The organism is Krasilnikovia sp. MM14-A1259 (assembly GCF_047159535.1).
Taxonomy (GTDB): domain Bacteria; phylum Actinomycetota; class Actinomycetes; order Mycobacteriales; family Micromonosporaceae; genus Actinoplanes.
Genome location: NZ_BAAGAJ010000002.1, coordinates 615,873 through 636,175, shown reverse-complemented (window position 1 = coordinate 636,175; position 20,303 = coordinate 615,873). Strand labels below are relative to the sequence as shown.

The window sequence follows — 20,303 nt, the reverse complement described above, 5'->3', positions numbered from 1 at the left end:
GTCAGAATCCGGCCATTTGCGGCGCGGGGGCGCTGCCACCGCCGGCATAGAGCTTCGCGTACGCCGCGCGCAACGCGGCGGAGTAGCGCTGCCACGCGGACGGGGTCATCGTGACGCCGCGCGCCTCGTGCGGGCCGAGCCGGATCGGCGGCTTGGTCTCCAGTTCGGGGCGACCGGCCACACCGTCGGCGACCTCCTGCCCGGTCAGGCCGGCGGGATCCCACGTGGCGTAGAACTTGCCCTTCGTGAACGCCAGCGGGATCAGTGCACCGCCGAGGTACTGCTCCCAGAACGCGGCGGCCACGCCCGGGATGTGTGCGCTCGACCAGTCGTCCACGACGACGACGCCACCGGGCCCGAGGACCCGCCGCGCGGTCTCCAGGTCCGCCCGCGTCGCCTCGTACGAATGGGCGCCGTCGATGTGCACGAGGCGGCAGGAGCGGTCCGCCAGGATGTCCAGCTCGGCGGAGGGCCGGGCGTGCACGGTCGGCAACCGGTCGTGGAATCGCAGGTAGTTCTTCTCGAAGTCGGCGCGCTGCAGGCCGGGATAGAACGCTTCGTTCTCGGTGTGGTTGTCCGCGGTGAGCCCGGACTCGGAATCGAACACGTCGCAGACGACAAGCGTTTCCCCGGCGGCCGGGAAGAATCCGAGCAGAATTGCACTCTTACCCTTGTACGCGCCGATCTCCAGGATGTCGCCGCGGCATCCCCGGCGGACCTGCACCTCGTTGACCACGGCGAGCATCTGCGCGTCGGTGGGGTACAGCCACCCTTCGACGTCGTCGCCGGCCGGATCTCCGATGAATTCCAGATATTCAGTCAGACTCATCCCAGGCACCGATTCCCGTCACCACCGCGTCCCGATCCTGCCGGCGCGAATGCGCCCGGCCCCGCAATGCGGGAAGTGGAACGCTGAGAATGGCCCCCCGCATGAGGGCAAAGCTTAGAATCGCGGGATTTTCGATGTCAACCATCGTCCATTGATTCTCGACACCATCTGAAGCGTCTTTATAGCGATGTTTTACCGGGCGCCGTCAGGGTTCCACTCCCTCGCCGTCGCGGCCCGCACGCCACACCAGCCACCCGATCTCCAGGGCGGCGACGAGGATCAGGGCGTTGAAGAACGGCAGCCAGGCCGCGAACGTCGCGAACACCAGCGCCGCGGCGCCCAGGACGAAGCTCATCAGGCGCAGAAGGACCGGCCTGCGCAGGCTCGCCGCCAGCGGCCCCGATCCGGCGCGCATCCGGGCCACGAAGTCGGGGTCGTCGATGGTGAGCTCGCGTTCCAGCTCGGCGAGCTTCTGGCGATCACTGCGACCGAGCACCGGACTCACCTCCGCTGCGGCTGGTTGCGGCCCACCCGGCTTCTACCCCGATGCGGGTGCGCTATGCGGTCGGCCCACCACGCTCCCGCCCGGGATCCATGGTTTGCCCGGTTTGTGACGGGGAACGACGCAGTGATGCAGCGATACGGCGACGAGGTGTCCGCGCTGGCGACACCGCTGACCGACGCCGGCGACCTGGACGTCCTGCTCGATCGCATCGGGGACGCCCGGGTCGTGATGCTCGGCGAGGCCACCCACGGCACGCACGAGTTCTACACGTGGCGGGCGGCGATCAGCCGGCGGCTGATCGAGGAGAAGGGTTTCGCGTTCGTCGCCGTGGAAGGCGACTGGCCGGACTGCGACCGGGTGGACCGCAGCGTACGGTGCCGGCCCGACGCACCGGCCGACCCGCGCGAGGCGTTGCTGGCGTTCGACCGGTGGCCGACCTGGATGTGGGCGAACGAGGAGGTCGTCGACTTCACCAGCTGGCTGCACGCGCGCAACAGCACCGTCGAGGAGCCCGAACGGGCGGGCTTCCACGGGCTGGACGTGTATTCGCTGTGGGAGTCGCTGCGCGAGATCCTGACGTACCTGCACGTGCACGATCCGGAGCAGTTGCCCGCCGCGATGGCGGCGTTCCGCTGCTTCGAGCCGTACGCCGAGAACCCGCAGGAGTACGCGTGGGCGAGTCGGCTCGTGCCGACCGACTGCGAGAACGAGGTGGTGGATCTGCTCGTCGGCCTGCGGGCGGCGGCGGCGTCCGACGGGGCCGCCCGGTTCGGCGCCTGGCAGAACGCCGAGGTCGTGGCCGGCGCGGAACGCTACTACCGGGCACTGGTGCACGGCGGGCGGGAGTCGTGGAACGTACGGGACCGGCACATGGACGACACCCTGGACCGGCTCCTCGACCGCTACGGCCCCGGCGCGAAGGCGATCGTGTGGGCACACAACACGCACGTGGGCGACGCCCGCGCGACCGACATGGCCGACGCTGGCGAGGTGAACCTCGGCCAGCTCGCCCGCGAACGCTACGGCGCCGACGACGTGGTGCTCGTCGGCTTCGGCACCCACCGGGGAACCGTGGTCGCCGGCGACGCGTGGGGCGCGCCGATGGAGGTCATGCCGGTCCCTCCGGGCCGCCCGGACTCCCTCGAAGAGGTGCTGCACGCCACGGCTCCCGAGCGCGCGCTGTGCGTCCTGCCCCCGACGGACCGGCCCGGCGTGCTCACCGACGAGCTGGCCCATCGCGCGATCGGCGTGGTGTACCGCCCCGAGCGCGAACGGTGGGGAAATTACGTGCCGACGGTGCTCGGCGAGCGGTACGACGCATTCTGCTGGTTCGACGAGTCCCAGGCGGTACGGCCGCTGCACCTGCGCAGCACCGTGATGGCGGAACCCCAGACGTATCCCTCCGGCGTCTGATCGGATCGAGGAGCAAGGGGCCGGATCGAGGAGCAAGGGGATGGAGATGACCGACTGGATGACCGCCCACCGGATCGCGGTGGGCGATGTGGCGCTCGAGGGCGACCTGGCAGTGCCGGCGCACGCGGTCGGGCTGGTGCTGTTCGCGCACGGCAGCGGCAGTTCCCGGCACAGTCCCCGCAACCGGGCGGTGGCCGCGGACCTCAACCGGTTGTCGCTGGCGACGTTGCTGGTCGACCTGCTCACCACCGGAGAGGAAACCGTCGATGCACGCACCCGGGAACTGCGTTTCGACATCGGGCTGCTCGCCGACCGGCTGATCGGCGTCATCGACTGGCTGCAGGACCAGCCGCAGACCGCGGTGCTGCCGATCGGACTGTTCGGTGCGAGCACGGGCGCGGCGGCGGCACTGGTGGCTGCCGCGGCGCGTCGCGACGCGGTCCGGGCCGTGGTGTCCCGCGGTGGGCGTCCCGACCTGGCCGGGCCCGCTCTGCTGGAGGTGGCCGCGCCGACGCTGCTCATCGTCGGGGAACGCGACGCTCTGGTCCTCGACCTCAACGAGCAGGCCCGCAACACCATGCTGGTGTCGGCAGAACTGCGGATCATCCCGACCGCCACGCATCTGTTCGAGGAGCCGGGCACGCTCCAGCAGGTCGCCGAGCAGGCGGGCCGGTGGTTCACCGACCACCTGGCCGCGCCTGCCGCGCACGCATGACAGGGAGCACCGGCCCTGCTGCGCGGTGACAGACGTGCACGGTCCCTGGTCCGCCCCATCGCGCCCGGGCCGGGACTGGGGCACAATGTCGGCCGTGCGTGTCCTAGCAGCCGTCGCCGCCACGGCCGTCCTCCTGACCGCGACCGCCTGCAACGACGGGCAGAACCGGGTCGCCGCCGCCCCGGCGCCGACCACCGGGCCGTCCGCGACCGGCGGGGCCGCGCTTCCCCCGGCCGCCGCATCGGCGGCCGGATCGGCGCGTCCGACGGCCGCGAGCTCCGCGACGGGCGCGGGGCGGTCGGCCGCCCCGGCCCGGGCGGCTGCCGCCGCCTGCGACCCGGTGCCGGCGGGCAGCTACTGGCGGGCCGAGGTGTCGCGGCTGCCCCGGCACGCCCGGTCGGCGACGTACGTGGCGAGCATCGGCACCGGCGCCTCCCTCACCGCGGACTTCGGCTCCGGACAGTGGGACGGCGGCCCGATCGGCATCCCGGTCACCGTCGCGCCCGCCGGCACACCGAGCGTCCCCGTACGTTTCGACTACGCCGACGAGAGCGACCGCGGCCCGTACCGGATCCCGCGCAACGCCAAGATCGAGGGTGGCCCGTCCGGCAGCGGTGACCGGCACATCATCGTCTACGACCCCGCGGCCTGCCGGGCGTACGAGCTGTTCGACGCCCACCCCGCCGGCAACGGCTGGCAGGCCGGCTCCGGTGCCGTGTACGACCTGCACAGCCAGCGGCTGCGCCCGGACGGCTGGACCTCCGCCGACGCCGCCGGCCTGCCCATCCTGCCCGGCCTCGTGCGATACGAGGAGGTCGCCGCCGGCCACGTCGACCACGCCGTGCGCATCACCGTGCCGCGTTCCCAGGCCGCGCATCTGTGGCCGGCCCGTCACCACGCCGGCCGGCCGGACTCGGCGCTGCCGCCGATGGGGCTGCGGCTGCGGCTGCGCGCCGGCGTGGACCCGAATCGCTTCCCGCCCCAGGCGCGGGCCGTCGTGCGCGCCCTGCAAACCTACGGCGCGATCGTGGCCGACAACGGTTCGGCCTGGTACGTCAGCGGCGCGCCCGACCAGCGGTGGAACAACGACCAGTTGCAGACGCTCAAGCGGCTCAAGGGCTCCGACTTCGAGGCTGTCGACGCCACCGGGCTGATGGTCAACCGGAACTCGGCGGCCGCCCGCAGCTGACCGCGGGCTCGGCAACCTGCCCGCTCCGGCGCCGGGACCCGGATGCACCCGCCGCGCAGGACTCTCGTCTGAACAACCTCGGGGCTCAGCCATGCTCCCACGACGGTCGGCGCATGGTCTCGGGGGCGGACCTCTGTCGGTATCCCGGCGATTCGCCCGCTGCCCCTGACTGATCAGGCGGAGGGCCCTACCCGATGACGACACGACCGCACGCGCGACCCGATCGACCGCAGCGGACCCGGACCCGGCGGCAACTCGCCGGAGCGATCAGCGCGGCACTCGTGGCGTGCATGGCGGTGGCCGGGGTGGCCGACTCCGCGTCGGCTCAGGTGCCGGGCACCGCGACGCGGTGGTCGTCGCTGATGTATCACAGCCTCACCCCGACCCCGCAGTACGTGCGGACCCGCAAGGTTCTCGCCGCGCAGCGCGCCGCCCTGGTGGTACAGGGGCGCCGGGTCGCCTCGGCCCGGACCGTGCAGGGTTCCGCGCTGGCCGCGGTGACGACGGCCGTCAGCCTCGACGCGTACGCCCGTACCCGGTATGCGGTTGCGCGGGAGGACCTGGCCAGCGCGAGAAACCGGCTGGTCGTGGTGTCGCAGCAGCGGCCGAGCAGCGCGGTCGCGGTGGCCCGGGCGAAGAACGTCGTCACCGCCTCGGCGAAGTCCGTCGTCCTCCGGCGGACCCAGGCGCACAGCGCGGCTGCGGCGCTCAGGACGGCACAGGTGTCCTCCCGCACCGCCACGGTCAACCTGGACCGGGTGACCGCGGCGTGGCAGCGCACTTCCGCGGCGATCCGCACGAACCAGCGACGGCTCATCGCGCTCGACCACTCCGCCGAGTACGCCGCGCAGGCCGCCGCGATCAGCCGCTCCGTCGTCACGGACATCCAGGCCCGGTTCACCACCGCCGACACCACCACGGTCAACGGCATCACCGTGCACAAGAGCGTCGCGTTCGCGTTCCGGCGGATGCTCGCGGACGCAAAGACCGGCGGGATCGTCCTGTCCGGTGGCGGGTACCGGACCAAGCAGCAGCAGATCGAACTCCGGAAGATCAACGGCTGCCCGGACGTCTGGACCGCGCCGCCCTCGTCGTGCCGCGTGCCGACCGCGATTCCGGGCACGTCGTTGCACGAATTCGGCCTGGCGATCGACATCACGTCCGGCGGCTCGACGATCACCCGCGACAGCGACGCGTTCCGGTGGCTGTCCGCGCACGCCGCCAGGTACGGATTCGTGAACCTGCCGTCCGAGGCGTGGCACTGGTCGATCACCGGCGCCTGACGCACCGTCCCGGCTACACCGCCGGCACGCGCCGCCGCAGCAGGCAGAACTCGTTGCCTTCGGGGTCGGCGAGCACGTGCCAGCTCTCGGTGCCGGTCTGGCCGACGTCCACCGGCCGGGCGCCGGCGGCCAGCAGGCGCTGCAGCTCGGCGTCCTGGTCGCGGTCGGTGGCGTTGACGTCGATGTGCAGGCGCAGCTTGGTGGCCTTGGGCTCGTCGGTCCGGCTCAGCACGATGGTGGGCTGCGGACCGCCGAAGCCGGCCTCCGCGGGCCCGATCTCCACGTCCCCGTCGTCCGTGCGGTCCAGTTCGACGTAGTCCAGGACCGCGCACCAGAACCGGGCGAGCCGGTCCGGGTCGTGGACGTCCAGTACGAGCTCGGTGATTCGGCAGGCCATGGCCCCACCATAGGCGTGAGCAGGCCGCGTCTCACTGCTGTCGCTGCGCCTCGAAGTGGTCCTTCATCGCCGGGTAGTAGTCGTCGAAGCTCGGCATGGGCAGGCCGTCGCGGGCGGCCACCAGAGCGTCCAGGTAGTACTCCCAGCCCGGTCCGATCTCGCCGACGCCGCCGGTGTCGGTCAGCTTCTGCGTGAAGCGCAGCTCGGTCACGCCTGCGGTCTCCGCGAGCGCCATGTCCAGATACCAGTTGCCGTGCTCGCTTTGGGTGGACAGCGACAGGCGACTCGGCGGGTCGCACGCGTCGATCGTCATGTCCATCCAGGGCTTGCCCTCCTCGTGCACCATCTGGACCTTGATCTGGCGCCCCGGCGCCGCGTCGCCCTGCCACGGGCCGAACCAGCGGGCCGTACGTTCCGGGTCGGTGAGGCTCGCCCAGACGTCGGCCACGGGTGCACGGAACGTACGGGTCAGCACGAGGTCGTTGCCGAGCAGCCGGCCGGTGGGTGTGGGGCTCATGCGGTTTCCTCCTGAGAACGGTCGCGGCCGGCGCTCGTGCGCCGCTCGCGGCGGGTGCGGTAGACCTCGGTCTCCAGTGCGTCGAGGCGGTGCTGCCAGCCGGACGGGCGGGTCAGCCGCTCCAGCCACCCGGCCAGTTCGTCAAATGGCGTGGTGACCAGCGCGTACATCCGGCGGCGGCCGTCGGCGGTGTCGCGCACCAGACCGGCCTCGCGCAGCACCCGCAGGTGGCGGCTGACGGCGGGCCGGCTGATCGCGAACCGGTCGGCGATCTGCCCGGCGGACAGCGGTTCGTCGCGCAGCATCACCAGGATCTCCCGGCGCACCGGATCCGCGATCGCGCTCGCCACCTCGTCCACTCCGGGAAGCGTAACCTGTCGGTTACGCTTCCGCAAACGATATCGCTCGACGAAGCCGCCGGCCGGAACCTATGCTCTCCCGCAGCCGTGACCGGGAAGGGAGACCGTGATGCGTCACCGCACCGTCGCCGTCGTCCCCCCGTCGCGATTCGAGCCGATTCTGATCTCTGGCGTGCCCAGCTCCGGGTGCGCCACCGGGGCTGGACGTTCCTGACCACACCTTTTCTGCACTGTGCCGTTTGCCTGCGGCACCGTGTGGTCGGGCGGGCGCCGTCCTCATCGGAACCAGCGCGAAAGACAAAAGATCATGCGTGTACGCAATCTCGGCATCCTGGCCCACGTCGATGCCGGCAAGACCACCCTGACGGAACGGGTGCTGTTCGCTACCGGCGCGGTTCACCGGTACGGCGAGGTGCACGACGGCAACACCGTGACCGACTTCGACCCGCAGGAACGCGATCGCGGCATCACCATCTCGGCCGCCGCGGTCAACTGCGACTGGTCCGGACACCGGCTGAACCTGATCGACACCCCCGGACACGTCGACTTCGCCGACGAGGTCGAACGGTCCCTGCGGGTGCTCGACGGCGCTGTCGTGGTGTTCGACGCAGTCGCGGGCGTCGAACCGCAGACCGAGGCGGTGTGGCGCGCTGCGGACCGCTACCAGGTGCCCCGCATCGTGTTCGTGAACAAACTCGACCGGCCGGGAGCCGACCTGGACGCCGTCGTGGCCGACATCCGGCAACGGATGCGGGTCGCGGCGCTGGTGGTGCAGCTGCCACTCGGTCGCGAGGGCGGTCTGACCGGTGTCGTCGACCTCGTACGCATGCGCCGTGTCACCTGGATCGACGGTCGCATGGCGCACGAACCGGCCGACGATGCGGAGGCCCGCAAGGCGCGGCAGCGGTTGGAGGAGCAGGTGGCTGAACGGCATGCCGGCGCCCTCGAAGAGCTGCTGGACGCGGCCGTCGATTACCTGCCGGAACCGGATGGTGACCCGGCGGCCGACCTGGCCGCGCTGGTGTTCAAGGTGCAGGTTCCGCGAAGTGGCCGGCTGACCTACCTGCGGGTCTACGACGGCACGTTGCGCAAGGGAGACGTCGTGTGGGACGCGGTGGCACAGCGCGCCGAACGGGTCGGCCGGATCCTGCGGGTGCAGGCCGACCGCCACACCGAGGTCGCCGAGGCACGGGCGGGAGACATCGTGGCGGTGGCCGGGGTGAAGGCCGCGCAGGCGGGAACGACGCTGTGCCACCGGGCGCGTCCGGTGTTGCTGGAAACGCCACGCGGCTCGGACCCGCTGGTCTGCGCGGCGGTCGAGGCTCGCACCCGGGCCGACGCCGTACGCCTGCCGGTGGTGCTGGCCGCGCTGGTCGAACAGGACCCTTCGTTGTCCGTACGCATCGATCCCGAAAGCGGGCAGACCCTGCTGTCCGGGCTGGGTGAACTGCACCTGGAGGTCGCCGTGGAAAGGTTGCGCCGCGCGGGCGGGCTCGCGGTCACGCTGGGGCGCCCCCAGGTCGCCCTGCGGGAGACCGTGACCCGTGGCGTGTCCGGTGTGCGCTACCGGCACGTCAAGCAGGACGGCGGTGCGGGCCAGTTCGCCGACATCGTGCTGGATGTCGCGCCCGCGGACGGTCTCGGGTTCACGTTCGCCTCGACGGTGACCGGTGGCCGGGTGCCGGCCGAGTACATCCGGGCGGTCGAGGCCGGCTGCCGCGAAGCCCTCGCGGATGGGCCGCTCGGCGGCCATCGGGTGGTCGGCGTCCACGTGACTCTCGTGGACGGCGGCACCCACCCGAAGGACTCGTCGGAGCTGGCGTTCCGCGCGACGGGGCGGTTCGGTCTGCGGGCGGCGCTGGGTGGCTGTGCGATGACACTGCTCGAACCGGTCAGCGAGGTCACCGTCACCTCGCCCGCTGACACGCTCGGTGCCGTACTCGGCGACCTGGCCGGCCGCCGTGGTCGCATCACGGCCACCACCGGCGAAACGGTCATCGCGGTCGTACCGCTGGCGGCGCTGTTCGGGTACGCCACCCGGCTACGCAGCCACACCCACGGACGCGGCAGCTACACCACCCGCCCCGCCGGTTACCGGCCGGCGGTCTGAGCCGTCAGAGGCGGGGTCCCGGCGCCGAACGGCGTCGGGGCCCCGCCGGGTCAGCGGAACGTCGCGCCGCTGGCCTGCTTCAGCGCGGCGATCAGGTTGCCGTCCTCGTGGATGACGGTGTCGTCGTCGAGCTCGAGACGGTCCTGCGCCGCTTCCGCGGCGAGCCACCCCAGCAGCCCGTCGAAGTCGGCGGCCGCGACGAACTTGCGTTCCTGGTCCTGCCCGAAGTTGATGACCTGGCCGGGCCGGCCCTCCGGGCCCGGGTCGAAGTCGAGCCCGACGTAATCGGACTCGTACGGCCACGCGATCAGCGGAATCCAGCCGGGCAGCGTGTACTTGCGGCGGATCGCCAGGCGCGGGTACGACCGCTGGTCCAGATCCAGCGATCGCATGCCGTCGGCGTCCTCGCCGGCGCGCACCTGCGCCCATGTGGTCCACTGCCGGGCCACCTCGGCGACCGGCAGCCACCACAGCCCCAGCAGCACGCCGGGTCCCTCGTCGCACTCCTGCCCGTCGTGCAGACGCCAGCCTGCCTTGACCGACTCGGGCAGCCGGTGCCCGGCCAGTTCTTCGAGCTCGGCGATCGCCGTCTCGTCGGCCGGCGGGTTCAGCAACCCGGCGGACTCGGGGGACAACTCGCCCACCTTGCCGAGGTAGGTGGCCCAGGCGGCCCCGGCGTCGAACCCGGCCATCATTCCTCCGCTGCGGTGTGGCTTCCGTCGTCCTCGCCTGGCACAGTAGCCGGATGCCGATCACCGAGCCACCCGCCATCACGCCCCTGACCGGCGAACTGCTGCGGTCCCTGGCGGAGAACGGGGCCGGGCACACCGCCGCGACGTGGCACGTGCGCTTCGAGAAGGCCGCCCCGAGCGGGTCGTACTTCGACGGCACGCTCACCGGCGTGGCTCCGCAGGACCGGCCGATCCCGGCCGCCGACCGTCAGGCCATGCGCAAGGCCCTCGACGCGGCGCGCGCCGCCTACTGGGACGCCGGTGACCCGGTGCGGATCATCGACTACCGGCTGCACCTGGGCGGTGAGGGCTGGCAGGCGGAGCCCGCGGTGGAGACCTTCGCCGACTACCGGGCGCTGCGGGCCGCCCTGGAGCCGGTCGAGCGGCGGCTGGTGGCCGCGCTCGCCGAGCTGCTCGACGACGACTGGACCGAGTCGAGCCTGAACCGTTCCGTCCTGCCCGAGGAGCCGGACGTCCTGCACTTCCGGCGCGGCCGGGACCGTACCCGGGACACCCCGCCGCCCGCCCTGGTCGCGCTGCTGGACGAGCTTGTGGCCGTGCTCACCGCGCACGGCCGGGCGCCCTGGAGGGTGAAGATCGACGTCAACGGCGAGCGGGACATGCACCAGAGCGATTCCGAATACGCGTACGGCCTGATGCGCTGAATTCAGGCGCCCGCCACTGAGGACTTCGAGGCGTGCCGGGCGGTCTTGGCCCGGTACATCGCGCTGTCGGCCGCCGCGAGCAGCCCCTTGGCGTCGTACGAGGTCCCGGTGCCCACGGCCACGCCGACGCTCACGTCCACGGTGACCTCGCCGACGGCGAGCGGAACCGGTTGCCGCACCACGTCACGGATGCGGGTGGTCAAACCCTGAGCCCGCCGTTCACAGTCGGCGCCGGTGAGGACCGCGACGAACTCGTCCCCGCCGAGGCGGCCCACGATGTCCTCGGAGCGGATCGCGCCGCGCAGCCGTCGCCCCATCGACCGGAGAAGCTCGTCGCCGGCCGCATGGCCGTAGCCGTCGTTGATCTGCTTGAAGCCGTCCAGGTCGAGGAACAGCACCGCGACCTCACCCATCCGCGTGTCCAGCGCGCGGTCCAGGTGCGCCAGCAACGTCGCCCGGTTCGGGAGTTCGGTGAGCGGGTCCATCCGGGCCTGCTGGGTGAGCTCCTGTTCGGCGGTCTTGGCGGCGGTGACGTCGCTGAGGTGGACGACGTACGAGCCGCTGTCGGCGAGCGCGGCCAGGCAGACGTGCACCCAGGCTTCCGCGCCGTCGGAGCGGCGGAACCGCAGGTCGCCCCGGCTGGAGTCGAGCTCGCCGCTGGCCAGGGCGTGAAAGCCGGAGCGGGCACGGTAGCGGTCGGTGACGTCGACCCACTCCCAGTACGGCTTGCCCACGATGCTGGTGGCGGGCTCGGCGAGCAGCGCCTCCAGCGCCGGGTTCGCCTCGGTCACCGAACCCTTGGCGTCGAGGATCGCCATGCCGGTGGGCGCGTTCTCGAACGCGGCGTGGAAACGCCGCTGGGCGGCGGCAAGTTCGGCCTCGGCCCGCTTACGGGCGGTGATCTCCCGCGCCACGATCAGCGCTGCGGGACGCCCCTGGAACTCCAGGGGGGTACCGGCCGCCTCGATGTCGACCACTCCCCCGTCGAGACGGACCAGCTTCTCTTCGACGTACTCCAGCGGCTCACCCTCGGCGGTCAGCGAACGCATCCGCGCCGCACCCGGGTCCCGGTAGTCCGGGTGCATGAACTCGATCGCCGGCCGGTCCTGCAGGTCGGCGATGGTGCGCGCACCCAGCAGCCGAAGTCCCCGCGCGTTCGCGAAAACGTGATAACCGTCGCAGATCACGAAAATGGTGTCCGGGGAGAGGTCCACCAGGGCCTGGAACCACGCGTCCCCCGTGCCCGCGAGGGTGTCCGTCGCCGCGTGCCCGTTGGTCACGACCGATCACCACCCAGCGCGAGTCAGTATTCTCTGACTCAACGATCGGCCGCGGACCGCTTGTTCTGAGTGCCGGCCGACGACGATCGGCGGTGCCGCCGCCCGCACGCCCGGCGGACGGGCAGGCGGGGGCGAAACCGCCGGCTCTGGATCCTTACGCGGCGACGAGCGGCTTGAGTGCGACGGCCACCTTGGTCACGACACCCGGACGGTGGCCGTTGCGGATCAGGTTGATGGTGATCCCGTCGATGCCGGCTTTCAGGACCCGCTCGTGCAACTGCTCGGCGACCTGCTCCGGCGTGCCGAGGAAGGCCCGGTTGCGGCGGTCCTCGGGTACGGTCTCGGCGATCTCCTTCACTTCCTGCTCGGTCTCGCCCACCCCGCCCATCACGAGGTAGCTGGTCGCGAGCGTGGCCGGGTCGCGGCCGATCTCCTCGCACCGCTGCCGCAACGCGGCGACCTTGCGGGGCAGCTCCGCGACATCACAGATGATGTTCATGTGGTCGGCGAAACGTGCGGCCAGCCGGAACGTCTTCTGCTCGCCACCACCGCCCAGCATGATCGGTACGGTCGGCCGCAGCCGCGGGTTGTTCATCGCGCCACGCGCCGTGTACCACTTGCCGTCGAGCGTGGCCTGTTCCCCCTTGAGCATGGGCGCGATGATGGTCAGCGCCTCCTCGAGACGCGCAAAACGCTGCCCGAACGTCCCGAACTCGAAGCCGTAGTCGTGATGCTCTCGCTCGAACCAGCCGGCACCGATCCCGAGGATCGCCCGGCCCTTCGAGACCACGTCCAAGGTGGTCACGGTCTTGGCCAGCAGCGCCGGATTACGGTACGTGTTTCCGGTGACCAGCGTGGACAGCTGGATCGTCGTCGTTGCCGACGCGAGCGCGCCGAGGGTCGTGTACGCCTCCAGCATCGCGTTCTCGGGCGCACCGATGCCCGGCAGTTGATAGAAGTGGTCCATCACCAGGACAGTGTCGAATCCCGCCGCCTCGGCCTCCCGGGCCTGCGCGGCGACGGTGTCGAAAAGGTCCTCGACGCCGACACCGGGATAGGTGTAGTTCGGAATTTGGTACCCGAGCCGGATACTCACAGTGCCTCCGCCAATGTAAGAGGGCTATCACCTGTTAATGTAAGAGACCACTTACACGATGGCAAGGCGCGCGGACGACCGGGAGGCGGCATGCCGGCGGACCGGGGCTACCACCACGGCGACCTCCGCGCCGCGCTGATCGAGGCGAGCTTCGACCTGCTCGCCGAGTCCGGCCTGCAGCGCTTCTCCGTCGCCGCCGTCGCGCGACGGCTGGGGGTGAGTTCGGCGGCGCCGTACCGGCACTTCCCGGACCGCGCCCACCTGCTCGGCGCGGTGTCGGCCACCGCCGCCCACGACCTGCGCGCGGAGATCACCGCCGCGGCCGATGCGGCGGCCTCCGACCCGGCCGCCCGGATGGCCGCCGTGGCCGGCGCCTACATCCGGTACGTCGTCCGCACCGGCGGCGGCATCCACGTCATCTACGCCGCCGAACTGTACGAACTGGCCGACGAGGACCGCCGCGAGCACACCCGGGCCCTGATGAGCACGCTGCTCGACCTGGCCGGGGCGACCGGCACCCGGACGTACCAGGAGACCGTGCAACTCGTCGAGGCGACGATCGCCGTGGCGCACGGCTACACGTCCCTGATCGCCGACGGCTTCTTCGCGCGTCGCAGCGGCACCGTCAACGACATCGCCGCCCGGGCCACCTCCGCAGCCCACGCCCTGATCAGCCCGAAGCCGTAGCGCCCAGCGCGGCACAGAGCTGCGGGCCGTACCGGCCTACTCGCCGCGGAACACCGGGGCGCGTCGTTGCAGGCTCGCGTCGATGCCTTCGGCGCTGTCGCGGGTCGCCCACAGGATGCGCTGCTCGGCGAGCTCATGGTCGAGCGCCTGCCGAACCCGGGCCGCCAGGTCACCGCGCAGCGTACGCCGGATGGACCGGACCGCCAGCGGCGCCGACGCGGCGATCTGAAGTGCCAGCTCCCGGGCCGTTTCCCGCAGCAGGCCCGGCTCCGCGAGCCGGTCGGCCAGACCGATGCGTACGGCCTCCTCGCCGCCGACCCGCCGCGCGGTCAGCAGCATGTCGGCCGCGACCTGCCGGCCCACGAGCTCCGGAAGCGTGACGCTGAGCCCGAAGCCCTGGTGGAAGCCCAGCCGCGCGAAGTTCGCCACGAACCGGGTCGATGCCTCCGCGACCCTGAAGTCGGCAGCGCACGCCAGGCCCAGCCCACCACCCACGGCGCTGCCCTGCACCGCGGCGATCACCGGAGTCCGTACCTCGAACAGCCGGATCGCCGACCGGTACAGGCCCTGGGCGGCGGCTGCCCGGTCGCGGACGAATTCGCCCTCGCCGAGATCCGCGCCCGCACAGAAGTGCCTGCCCTCCGACGCCAGGACGATCACCCGGCAGGCGGGGTCGTCATCGAGCGCCAGCGCGGCATCGGCGAGCCGGGCGAGCAACGCCTCGTCGACGTGGTTCGCCGGAGGCCGGCGCATCTCCAGCACGGCCACACCGTCCGCGACCGTGACCGACAGCTCCGTGCTGGTCTCCGAACCCACCGCATGCCTCCGCGTGACCATCGAACATTCCCCGGTCACCCTGCCACACCGAGGTGGCGGCGTTGATCCCGGATCTCGCCCGGTGGATCAGACCTTGCGGAAGCGTGCCTGCGCGAAGCAGTAGGCGCCGAATGCCGCGAAGCCGAGCGCGACCAGGCCCAGCAGCCACGGCCCCCAGCTCTGCCCCGCCAGCGTCCGCAGGGCGGCGTCGAGCCCACGCGCCTTGTCCGGGTCGTAGGTCACGGCGGCGGCGATCACGAGGACCCCGGCGATCGCGTACGCCACGCCCTTGGCGACGTACCCGGCGACGCCGGCCCGCCGGATCGCCCCGTGCACCGGCGCGGTCATCCGCCCGGTGTTGAGGTGGCGCTCGAATCGCTTGCTCGCACCGTACGCGAAAAGGCCCACGCCGACGCCCACGACGACCAGGCCGACGAGGCCGACCAGCCACCGGCCGCCGGTGGCGGCCAGAAGCCGCGACGTGGCGTGCTCCTGCCGACCGGCGGAGGAGCCACCCGCACCGCGGACGACCAGGACGCCGGTCCAGGCCAGCCAGAGGTAGACGACGACCCGGCATCCGCTGGCCACCCGCTCCACCGCCACGGTCCGGCCCCGCTGACCGCGCTCTCCGATGGCCGCCGCCAGGCCCTGCCAGATTGCCAGCGCCACCAGCCCGGCAACGACGACGATGACCAGCGCCTTCCCCAGCGGCTGCTGGGCGAGCGTCTGCAGCGCGCCGCGCTGGTCACCCTCCTGGGCCCGGCGGCCGAACGCCACCCGTAACGCCACCCAGGCGAGCAGCAGGTGCACGAGTCCGTAACAGACGAAACCGCCACGGGCCAGGCGTTGCACGGCCGTGCTGTCGGCCGCGCGACGCACGGCGTGGGTGGTGGGCGAGGTGGCGGTCATGGCTGCTGATGTCACCGGCGGCGGCGCATTCCAAACCTTTCGCGCCACATCACGTCGGTCAGCAGGCGCCGGGACCGCCGTACCGGAACGTCCGGTTGCTGAGCTGGTTCACCGTGTACAGGCTGGGCGTGGCGTAGGTGGTCAGGTTCACGTCGAGCGCGCTCAGGAAGGAGACGCTGCCGATGCGGGCCGCACTGGTGCTACTCGCCGGCAGGCCGTTACCCATGTCGGTACACGGCTGGGAATTGGGCGAGGCGACCTCGCCGAAGTACTGCACCGTGCCGGTCAGGGTGAACTGTCCGTTCCACAGGCTGTCCGGGAAGTAGCCCACCCATTCCGTGTCGTACGCGACCCACCAGGCGCCGTTGTAGTGCTGGATGCCGAGCTGTTTGGTAACGCCCTGCGGCAGCGTGTCGCCCGGCTTGATGTTCTGGCTGTAACCGACGAAGCCGCACGCGTTGTAGCAGGTCTGTCCGTGGTTCACCCAGTGGTAGACGAACAGGTGCGGGTCGCTGTCGCCGTTGATCGTGCGGTCGACTGTCCAGCCGACCTCGGCCACCTGTGCCCCGTCGATCGATTGCACGCTCAGTTCGGCCAGCGAGTGGTAATCGCCCTCCGCCAGTTCGGGCTTGGCGATGGTGAAGTTCGCGTACGTGCCGTTGAACAGCAGGCCGCCGAGGCTGACGTTCTGGGTTCCGACGGAATAGAAGTAGTTGACCTGCGAGCCCCCGCCTTGCACGGGCTCCTTGAATGCGGGTGGTTTGGGCGGCACCACGTCGGTGGTGCTGTTCTTGACCACACCGTTGCGCGTGCTGAGGCCCTTGGGGGCGAACTCGGGGTCGGGCACGGTGGACCCGCTGGTGTCGGCGGGCGCGACGTCCGCGCCCTCGGCCGCGACCTCGGCGCTGCTGGCACCCGCCTCCGCCTGGGTGAGATCGGTCGGCGTGCCACCCCACGGCAGGGCCGGCGGTGGTGCGAGGTCGTCCGGGGCGCTCGTGGACGCGGCGCTCGACGACGGTGTCGCGGAAGGACTGTCCGTAACGCTCTGGGACGTGGTCACGGAGACGTCGTCGGTGTTCTCGGCCGCGCCGGCGTTGAGTGTGAAAACGACACTCATCGAGCCGACGGTGAGCACGGCGAGGCCGGCGGCCAAGAGGCCGCGGCGGGAAATCGACACTTGTCCGTCCTCATTGATCGGGAATTCGGAGCGGGGGGATCCGCCACCGTTATCGACGGCGGTGCCGACGATATAGCGGCCGCAATCCCACAAACTCCCGCCGAGCACGTTTCGGCCTTAATGGCCGGGTACCCGAACCGATCCGGCGACACCGGACGGTGGAGTGGAACACCAAACGTGTCGACCTTGTCGCGCTGGGCGCATTCCCACGTCAAGAGAAAGAGGTGAAGTTTCGGAGACTATTTCAGATCCAATATGGATCTTCGTCCCTCACCACCGGACGGAACCCGGTCTACTCCGTCGCGGGCAGGATGCGGCCGCGGACCTCGCCGAAACCGATGACCGCACCAGCCGCGCCGGGCGCGGTCGCGCTGATCACGATCTCGTCGCCGTCCTCCAGGAACGTCCGCGTCGTGCCGTCCGGCAGGTGCAGGGGTTCCGCGCCGGCCCAGGACAGTTCGATGAGCGAGCCCCGCTGATCCGGGCGCTCGCCGCTGATCGTGCCGGAGGCGTACAGGTCGCCGGTCCGCAGCGACGCACCGTTGGCGGTCAGGTGCGCCAGCATCTGCGCACCGGTCCAGTACATGCCGTCGAACCTGGGGCGGGAGACGACGTGGCCGTTGAGCCGCACCTCCAGCCGCACGTCCAGCCCCCACGGCTGGGTGGCCGAGTCGTCGAGGTACGGCTGCAGCGGCACGGTCCGGGCCGGAGGTGACACGCGGGCGGGAGCGAGCGCGGCCAACGGCACGACCCACGGCGAGATCGAGGTGGCGAACGACTTGCCGAGGAACGGGCCGAGCGGCACGTACTCCCAGGCCTGGATGTCCCGGGCGGACCAGTCGTTGACCAGGCAGACACCGAAGACGTGCTCGGGGAAACGGGTGAGTTCGACGGGCCGCCCCAGTTGCGACGGGGTGCCGACGACGAACCCCAGCTCGGCCTCGATGTCGAGGCGCTGCGACGGCCCGAACGTGATCTCACCGTCGGCGCTGCGGCGCTGCCCGCACGGCCGGACGACGTCGGTACCCGAACCGACGATCGTGCCGGCACGGCCGTGGTAGCCGATCGGCAGGTGCTTCCAGTTCGGCGTCAACGGGTCCTGGCCGGGCCGGAACATCCGTCCGAGGTTCGTCGCGTGCTGCTCGGAGGCGTAGAAGTCGACGTAGTCGGCGACCGTGAACGGCAGGTGCAGGACGGCGTCGCGCGCCGGTACGAGGTGCCCCCGCAGTTGCTCGCCGAACGTGGCATCGGTGAGCCAGGTGGTCACCAGGGCCCGCACCCGCTCCCACGTCTGGGGTCCGGCGGCCAGCAGGGCGTCCAGCGACGGCCCCGCCACGGCGGGGGCCAGCTCCGGGGCCAGGCGGCTCACGGCTGCCGGGAGGTCCAGGATCATCTCGCCGATCGCGACACCCACCCGGGTGCCCGGATCCGACGCCGTGCTGAACACCCCGTAGGGCAGGGTGGCGATGCCGAACGGATGATCCGCCGGGACGTCGAGCCAGGTGGTGGCGGTGTCGGTGGTCAACGCAGGTCCTCCGGGAGAAGTCCGTGGTGCAGCAGGCCCTCGACCGGCTCGGTGGTGCTGCACGTGCCGAAACTGACGAAGTGGTGACGGATCCGCCCGGCCTGCGCGTCGTCGATCCCGGCGACCGCGTGCGCCACCCGTGCGCCGTCCTGGTCGGCCAGCGCCGCGGCGACCGTGCCGACGTCGGCGCCGTCCAGGGCGCGGGCGGTCGCGAGGAGCACGTTCAGAAATCCGTGGTGTTCGAAGCCGGTGGCCCGATCCCGGTGCCGGATCGGGTCGTGCAGGCCGGCGGTGAGCTTGAATGCGAGGCCGCCGCGCACGGCTGCCGTCAGAACGCCGGCCAGCCCCGGCTCGTCGGGGAACGCGGTCGCGACCACCCCGCCGGTGCGGATCTTGAGTCGCAGGCCGGTGCGGGTCAGCGTGGCGACCTGCGCCGCGGTCACGTCGGCCCAGGGCAGCTCGACATAGGTCTGCACGGCCGCGGGCACCTGCCCGTCGACCATGGTCACCAGGTCGTCCAGGCCCTCCGCGGACGACGGAACCTCCAGCGCGACGAGATCCACCCGTGGCTCCTCGCGCGCGTGCGCGATCGCGGCGCCGACGTCGCCGGTTCCGCCGGGCAGGGTGAGTGCGAGCGCCAGCGGGGACCCGCCGGCCAGCGTCCCCGCCAGCTCCGCCCAGCGCGGCAGGGAGCAGATGAACGGGCCGAGCAACGGCGCCAGCGGCGACGACCGGCGCTCGCGGTGGGCCTGCACCGCCTCCGGCACACCGAGGTTGCCGGGCGGGAAGATGGCCGCGTCGTCGAACAGATTGAGGAACAGCCGGGGCGGTGCCGTCACGAAGCCGGTCCCCGTCCCGCCCAGGTCCAGGCGTACTTTCCGTCGTCGCAGGCCCGTCCGGCCTCGCCGAGGCCCAGCGGCCGGAACGTGTCGACCATGACGGCGAGTTCGTCGAACCGCTCCGCGCCGAGGCTGGCCTCGATGGCGCTCGGTTGCGGGCCGTGCGAGTGGCCGCCGGGGTGCAGCGAGATGGAACCGATGCCGATGCCGGAGCCCTTGCGGGCCTCGTAGTCGCCGCCGACGTAGAACATGACCTCGTCGCTGTCCACGTTCGAATGGTAGTAAGGCACCGGGACGGCCAGCGGGTGGTAGTCGACCTTGCGCGGCACGAAGTTGCAGATGACGAAGTTCGCGCCCTCGAAGACCTGGTGCACCGGCGGCGGCTGGTGGACCCGCCCGGTGATCGGCTCGAAATCGGCGATATTGAAGGCGTACGGGTACAGGCAGCCGTCCCAGCCGACCACGTCGAACGGGTGCTGCGGCACCACGTGCACCGTCCCGGTGAGCCCGGCCGGGCCGTCGCCGCGATGTTTGAGGTACACCTCGACGTCCTGCTCGTCCACGGTGCGCGGCAGTCCCGGAGTGCGCAGGTCCCGCTCGCAGTACGGCGAGTGCTCCAGGAACTGGCCGTAGCGCGACAGGTACCGCTTGGGCGGGGCGATGTGACTGTTGGCCTCGATGACGTACAGGCGCAGCGGCTCGTTGCCGGCCGGCACCCACCGGTGGGTCGTCGCCCGCGGAAGAATCACGTAGTCGCCCGCGCCGACCTGCAGGTCGCCGAAGACGGTTTCCACCGTGCCGGTGCCGGCCTCGACGTACGCGCACTCGTCGCCGGTGGCGTTGCGGTAGAGCGGTGACGCCTCACCGGCCACCACGTAGTTGATCCGGACGTCGGCGTTGCCCATGACGAGCCGCCGGTCACGCACCGCGTCCCGGGACTTCCACTCCTGCTCGCCGAACAGCTCGTGCAGCTTCAGGTGCCGGGGCAGCAGCGGCTGGTTCGGCACGGTCGACAGGTCGGGGAGGTCCCAGGGGCGCGCGTCGACGATGGCCGACGGCACGTGCCGGTGGTACAGCAGCGACGAGTCGGAGGAGAAGCCCTCCTCCCCCATCAGCTCCTCGTAGTACAGGCTGCCACCGGCATCGCGATGCTGGGTGTGCCGTTTGGCGGGGACGCTGCCGACTCGCTGGTAGTGCGCCATCCGTACCTCCGTTCCTGCCCGCAGAAGTCGCTCCCCAGCTTTGAGGAACGAACAGTGGT

General features: G+C 71.4%; 21 protein-coding genes. 7 read left to right on the top strand and 14 right to left on the bottom strand.

Annotated features, from left to right (window positions below; all coding sequences use genetic code 11):
• Position 1: 1 nt before the first annotated feature.
• Both ACMCNK_RS02715 and ACMCNK_RS02710 read right to left on the bottom strand, forming a co-directional pair.
• Positions 2-829 carry a class I SAM-dependent methyltransferase gene (locus tag ACMCNK_RS02715; protein ID WP_412734781.1) on the bottom strand — a complete coding sequence of 276 codons (828 nt, stop codon included), beginning with the start codon at positions 827-829 and terminating at the stop codon, positions 2-4.
• A gap of 205 nt (positions 830-1,034) precedes the next feature.
• Positions 1,035-1,325, bottom strand: coding sequence for a DUF3040 domain-containing protein (locus ACMCNK_RS02710; RefSeq protein WP_412734780.1), 291 nt, complete (start codon positions 1,323-1,325; stop codon positions 1,035-1,037).
• A gap of 135 nt (positions 1,326-1,460) precedes the next feature.
• Here ACMCNK_RS02710 and ACMCNK_RS02705 point away from each other — a divergent pair, with 135 nt between their 5' ends.
• The 4 genes from ACMCNK_RS02705 to ACMCNK_RS02690 all read left to right on the top strand — a co-directional run bounded on the left by ACMCNK_RS02705 (position 1,461) and on the right by ACMCNK_RS02690 (position 5,934).
• Entirely contained in the window at positions 1,461-2,747 is a 1,287-nt protein-coding gene (locus tag ACMCNK_RS02705) for an erythromycin esterase family protein (RefSeq protein ID WP_412740736.1), read from the top strand.
• A gap of 46 nt (positions 2,748-2,793) precedes the next feature.
• Positions 2,794-3,462 carry a dienelactone hydrolase family protein gene (locus ACMCNK_RS02700; protein WP_412740735.1) on the top strand — a complete coding sequence of 223 codons (669 nt, stop codon included), beginning with the start codon at positions 2,794-2,796 and terminating at the stop codon, positions 3,460-3,462.
• 94 nt (positions 3,463-3,556) lie between these two features.
• Complete coding sequence (locus ACMCNK_RS02695; RefSeq protein WP_412734779.1) at positions 3,557-4,651, top strand: hypothetical protein; 1,095 nt, start codon at positions 3,557-3,559, stop codon at positions 4,649-4,651.
• A gap of 194 nt (positions 4,652-4,845) precedes the next feature.
• Entirely contained in the window at positions 4,846-5,934 is a 1,089-nt protein-coding gene (locus ACMCNK_RS02690) for a M15 family metallopeptidase (RefSeq protein ID WP_412734778.1), read from the top strand.
• Between the two features lie 13 nt (positions 5,935-5,947).
• Here ACMCNK_RS02690 and ACMCNK_RS02685 read toward each other — a convergent pair whose 3' ends face one another.
• Genes ACMCNK_RS02685 through ACMCNK_RS02675 form a run of 3 tightly spaced genes read right to left on the bottom strand, consistent with a single transcriptional unit; the run spans position 5,948 to position 7,207 of the window.
• The gene (locus ACMCNK_RS02685; protein WP_412734777.1) at positions 5,948-6,331 is read right to left on the bottom strand and encodes a VOC family protein; all 384 of its coding nucleotides are present in this window, start codon (positions 6,329-6,331) and stop codon (positions 5,948-5,950) included.
• Positions 6,332-6,362: 31 nt separating this feature from the next.
• The gene (locus ACMCNK_RS02680) at positions 6,363-6,848 is read right to left on the bottom strand and encodes an SRPBCC family protein (protein WP_412734776.1); all 486 of its coding nucleotides are present in this window, start codon (positions 6,846-6,848) and stop codon (positions 6,363-6,365) included.
• A complete protein-coding gene (locus ACMCNK_RS02675) occupies positions 6,845-7,207 on the bottom strand; it encodes a metalloregulator ArsR/SmtB family transcription factor (protein ID WP_412734775.1) in 363 nt (120 codons plus the stop codon). The genes ACMCNK_RS02680 and ACMCNK_RS02675 overlap by 4 nt, the downstream gene beginning before the upstream one ends.
• A gap of 307 nt (positions 7,208-7,514) precedes the next feature.
• On the opposite strand from ACMCNK_RS02675, the gene ACMCNK_RS02670 reads away from it, so the two are divergent.
• Positions 7,515-9,317, top strand: coding sequence for an elongation factor G (locus ACMCNK_RS02670; RefSeq protein ID WP_412734774.1), 1,803 nt, complete (start codon positions 7,515-7,517; stop codon positions 9,315-9,317).
• 50 nt (positions 9,318-9,367) lie between these two features.
• On the opposite strand, the gene ACMCNK_RS02665 is transcribed toward ACMCNK_RS02670, so the two are convergent.
• Positions 9,368-10,009 (bottom strand): SMI1/KNR4 family protein, encoded by a 642-nt coding sequence (locus ACMCNK_RS02665; RefSeq protein ID WP_412734773.1) that lies wholly within the window; start codon positions 10,007-10,009, stop codon positions 9,368-9,370.
• A gap of 53 nt (positions 10,010-10,062) precedes the next feature.
• Here ACMCNK_RS02665 and ACMCNK_RS02660 point away from each other — a divergent pair, with 53 nt between their 5' ends.
• On the top strand, positions 10,063-10,713 hold the full coding sequence (locus ACMCNK_RS02660) for a hypothetical protein (RefSeq protein ID WP_412734772.1): 651 nt from the start codon (positions 10,063-10,065) through the stop codon (positions 10,711-10,713).
• A 2-nt stretch (positions 10,714-10,715) separates the two neighbouring features.
• On the opposite strand, the gene ACMCNK_RS02655 is transcribed toward ACMCNK_RS02660, so the two are convergent.
• A complete protein-coding gene (locus tag ACMCNK_RS02655; RefSeq protein ID WP_412734771.1) occupies positions 10,716-11,993 on the bottom strand; it encodes a diguanylate cyclase domain-containing protein in 1,278 nt (425 codons plus the stop codon).
• A gap of 154 nt (positions 11,994-12,147) precedes the next feature.
• Complete coding sequence (locus ACMCNK_RS02650) at positions 12,148-13,089, bottom strand: LLM class F420-dependent oxidoreductase (RefSeq protein WP_412734770.1); 942 nt, start codon at positions 13,087-13,089, stop codon at positions 12,148-12,150.
• Positions 13,090-13,179: 90 nt separating this feature from the next.
• Between ACMCNK_RS02650 and ACMCNK_RS02645 the strand changes: the two genes are divergently transcribed.
• Positions 13,180-13,776 carry a TetR/AcrR family transcriptional regulator gene (locus tag ACMCNK_RS02645; protein WP_412734769.1) on the top strand — a complete coding sequence of 199 codons (597 nt, stop codon included), beginning with the start codon at positions 13,180-13,182 and terminating at the stop codon, positions 13,774-13,776.
• A 36-nt stretch (positions 13,777-13,812) separates the two neighbouring features.
• Here the strand turns inward: ACMCNK_RS02645 and ACMCNK_RS02640 are convergent, their stop codons facing one another.
• The 6 genes from ACMCNK_RS02640 to ACMCNK_RS02615 all read right to left on the bottom strand — a co-directional run bounded on the left by ACMCNK_RS02640 (position 13,813) and on the right by ACMCNK_RS02615 (position 20,244).
• On the bottom strand, positions 13,813-14,592 hold the full coding sequence (locus ACMCNK_RS02640) for an enoyl-CoA hydratase/isomerase family protein (RefSeq protein WP_412734768.1): 780 nt from the start codon (positions 14,590-14,592) through the stop codon (positions 13,813-13,815).
• An 87-nt stretch (positions 14,593-14,679) separates the two neighbouring features.
• Entirely contained in the window at positions 14,680-15,501 is an 822-nt protein-coding gene (locus tag ACMCNK_RS02635; protein ID WP_412734767.1) for a DUF1206 domain-containing protein, read from the bottom strand.
• Positions 15,502-15,559: 58 nt separating this feature from the next.
• Entirely contained in the window at positions 15,560-16,678 is a 1,119-nt protein-coding gene (locus tag ACMCNK_RS02630; RefSeq protein ID WP_412734766.1) for a neprosin family prolyl endopeptidase, read from the bottom strand.
• Between the two features lie 292 nt (positions 16,679-16,970).
• Positions 16,971-18,203: a fumarylacetoacetase gene (fahA, locus tag ACMCNK_RS02625; protein WP_412734765.1), complete on the bottom strand. Its 1,233-nt coding sequence runs from the start codon at positions 18,201-18,203 to the stop codon at positions 16,971-16,973.
• Positions 18,200-19,042 carry a hypothetical protein gene (locus ACMCNK_RS02620; protein WP_412734764.1) on the bottom strand — a complete coding sequence of 281 codons (843 nt, stop codon included), beginning with the start codon at positions 19,040-19,042 and terminating at the stop codon, positions 18,200-18,202. The genes fahA and ACMCNK_RS02620 overlap by 4 nt, the downstream gene beginning before the upstream one ends.
• Positions 19,039-20,244 (bottom strand): homogentisate 1,2-dioxygenase, encoded by a 1,206-nt coding sequence (locus tag ACMCNK_RS02615; protein ID WP_412734763.1) that lies wholly within the window; start codon positions 20,242-20,244, stop codon positions 19,039-19,041. Before ACMCNK_RS02615 ends, ACMCNK_RS02620 begins: the two co-directional genes overlap by 4 nt.
• Between the last annotated feature and the right edge of the window lie 59 nt (positions 20,245-20,303).

Excerpts from the sequence above, each read along its gene's own strand:
- ACMCNK_RS02715 (WP_412734781.1), bottom strand. The coding sequence starts at position 829 with ATGAGTCTGACTGAATATCTGGAATTCATCGGAGATCCGGCCGGCGAC.
- ACMCNK_RS02705 (WP_412740736.1), top strand. The coding sequence starts at position 1,461 with ATGCAGCGATACGGCGACGAGGTGTCCGCGCTGGCGACACCGCTGACC.
- ACMCNK_RS02700 (WP_412740735.1), top strand. The coding sequence starts at position 2,794 with ATGACCGACTGGATGACCGCCCACCGGATCGCGGTGGGCGATGTGGCG.
- ACMCNK_RS02690 (WP_412734778.1), top strand. The coding sequence starts at position 4,846 with ATGACGACACGACCGCACGCGCGACCCGATCGACCGCAGCGGACCCGG.
- ACMCNK_RS02685 (WP_412734777.1), bottom strand. The coding sequence starts at position 6,331 with ATGGCCTGCCGAATCACCGAGCTCGTACTGGACGTCCACGACCCGGAC.
- ACMCNK_RS02680 (WP_412734776.1), bottom strand. The coding sequence starts at position 6,848 with ATGAGCCCCACACCCACCGGCCGGCTGCTCGGCAACGACCTCGTGCTG.
- ACMCNK_RS02670 (WP_412734774.1), top strand. The coding sequence starts at position 7,515 with ATGCGTGTACGCAATCTCGGCATCCTGGCCCACGTCGATGCCGGCAAG.
- ACMCNK_RS02665 (WP_412734773.1), bottom strand. The coding sequence starts at position 10,009 with ATGGCCGGGTTCGACGCCGGGGCCGCCTGGGCCACCTACCTCGGCAAG.
- ACMCNK_RS02660 (WP_412734772.1), top strand. The coding sequence starts at position 10,063 with ATGCCGATCACCGAGCCACCCGCCATCACGCCCCTGACCGGCGAACTG.
- ACMCNK_RS02645 (WP_412734769.1), top strand. The coding sequence starts at position 13,180 with ATGCCGGCGGACCGGGGCTACCACCACGGCGACCTCCGCGCCGCGCTG.
- ACMCNK_RS02635 (WP_412734767.1), bottom strand. The coding sequence starts at position 15,501 with ATGACCGCCACCTCGCCCACCACCCACGCCGTGCGTCGCGCGGCCGAC.
- ACMCNK_RS02615 (WP_412734763.1), bottom strand. The coding sequence starts at position 20,244 with ATGGCGCACTACCAGCGAGTCGGCAGCGTCCCCGCCAAACGGCACACC.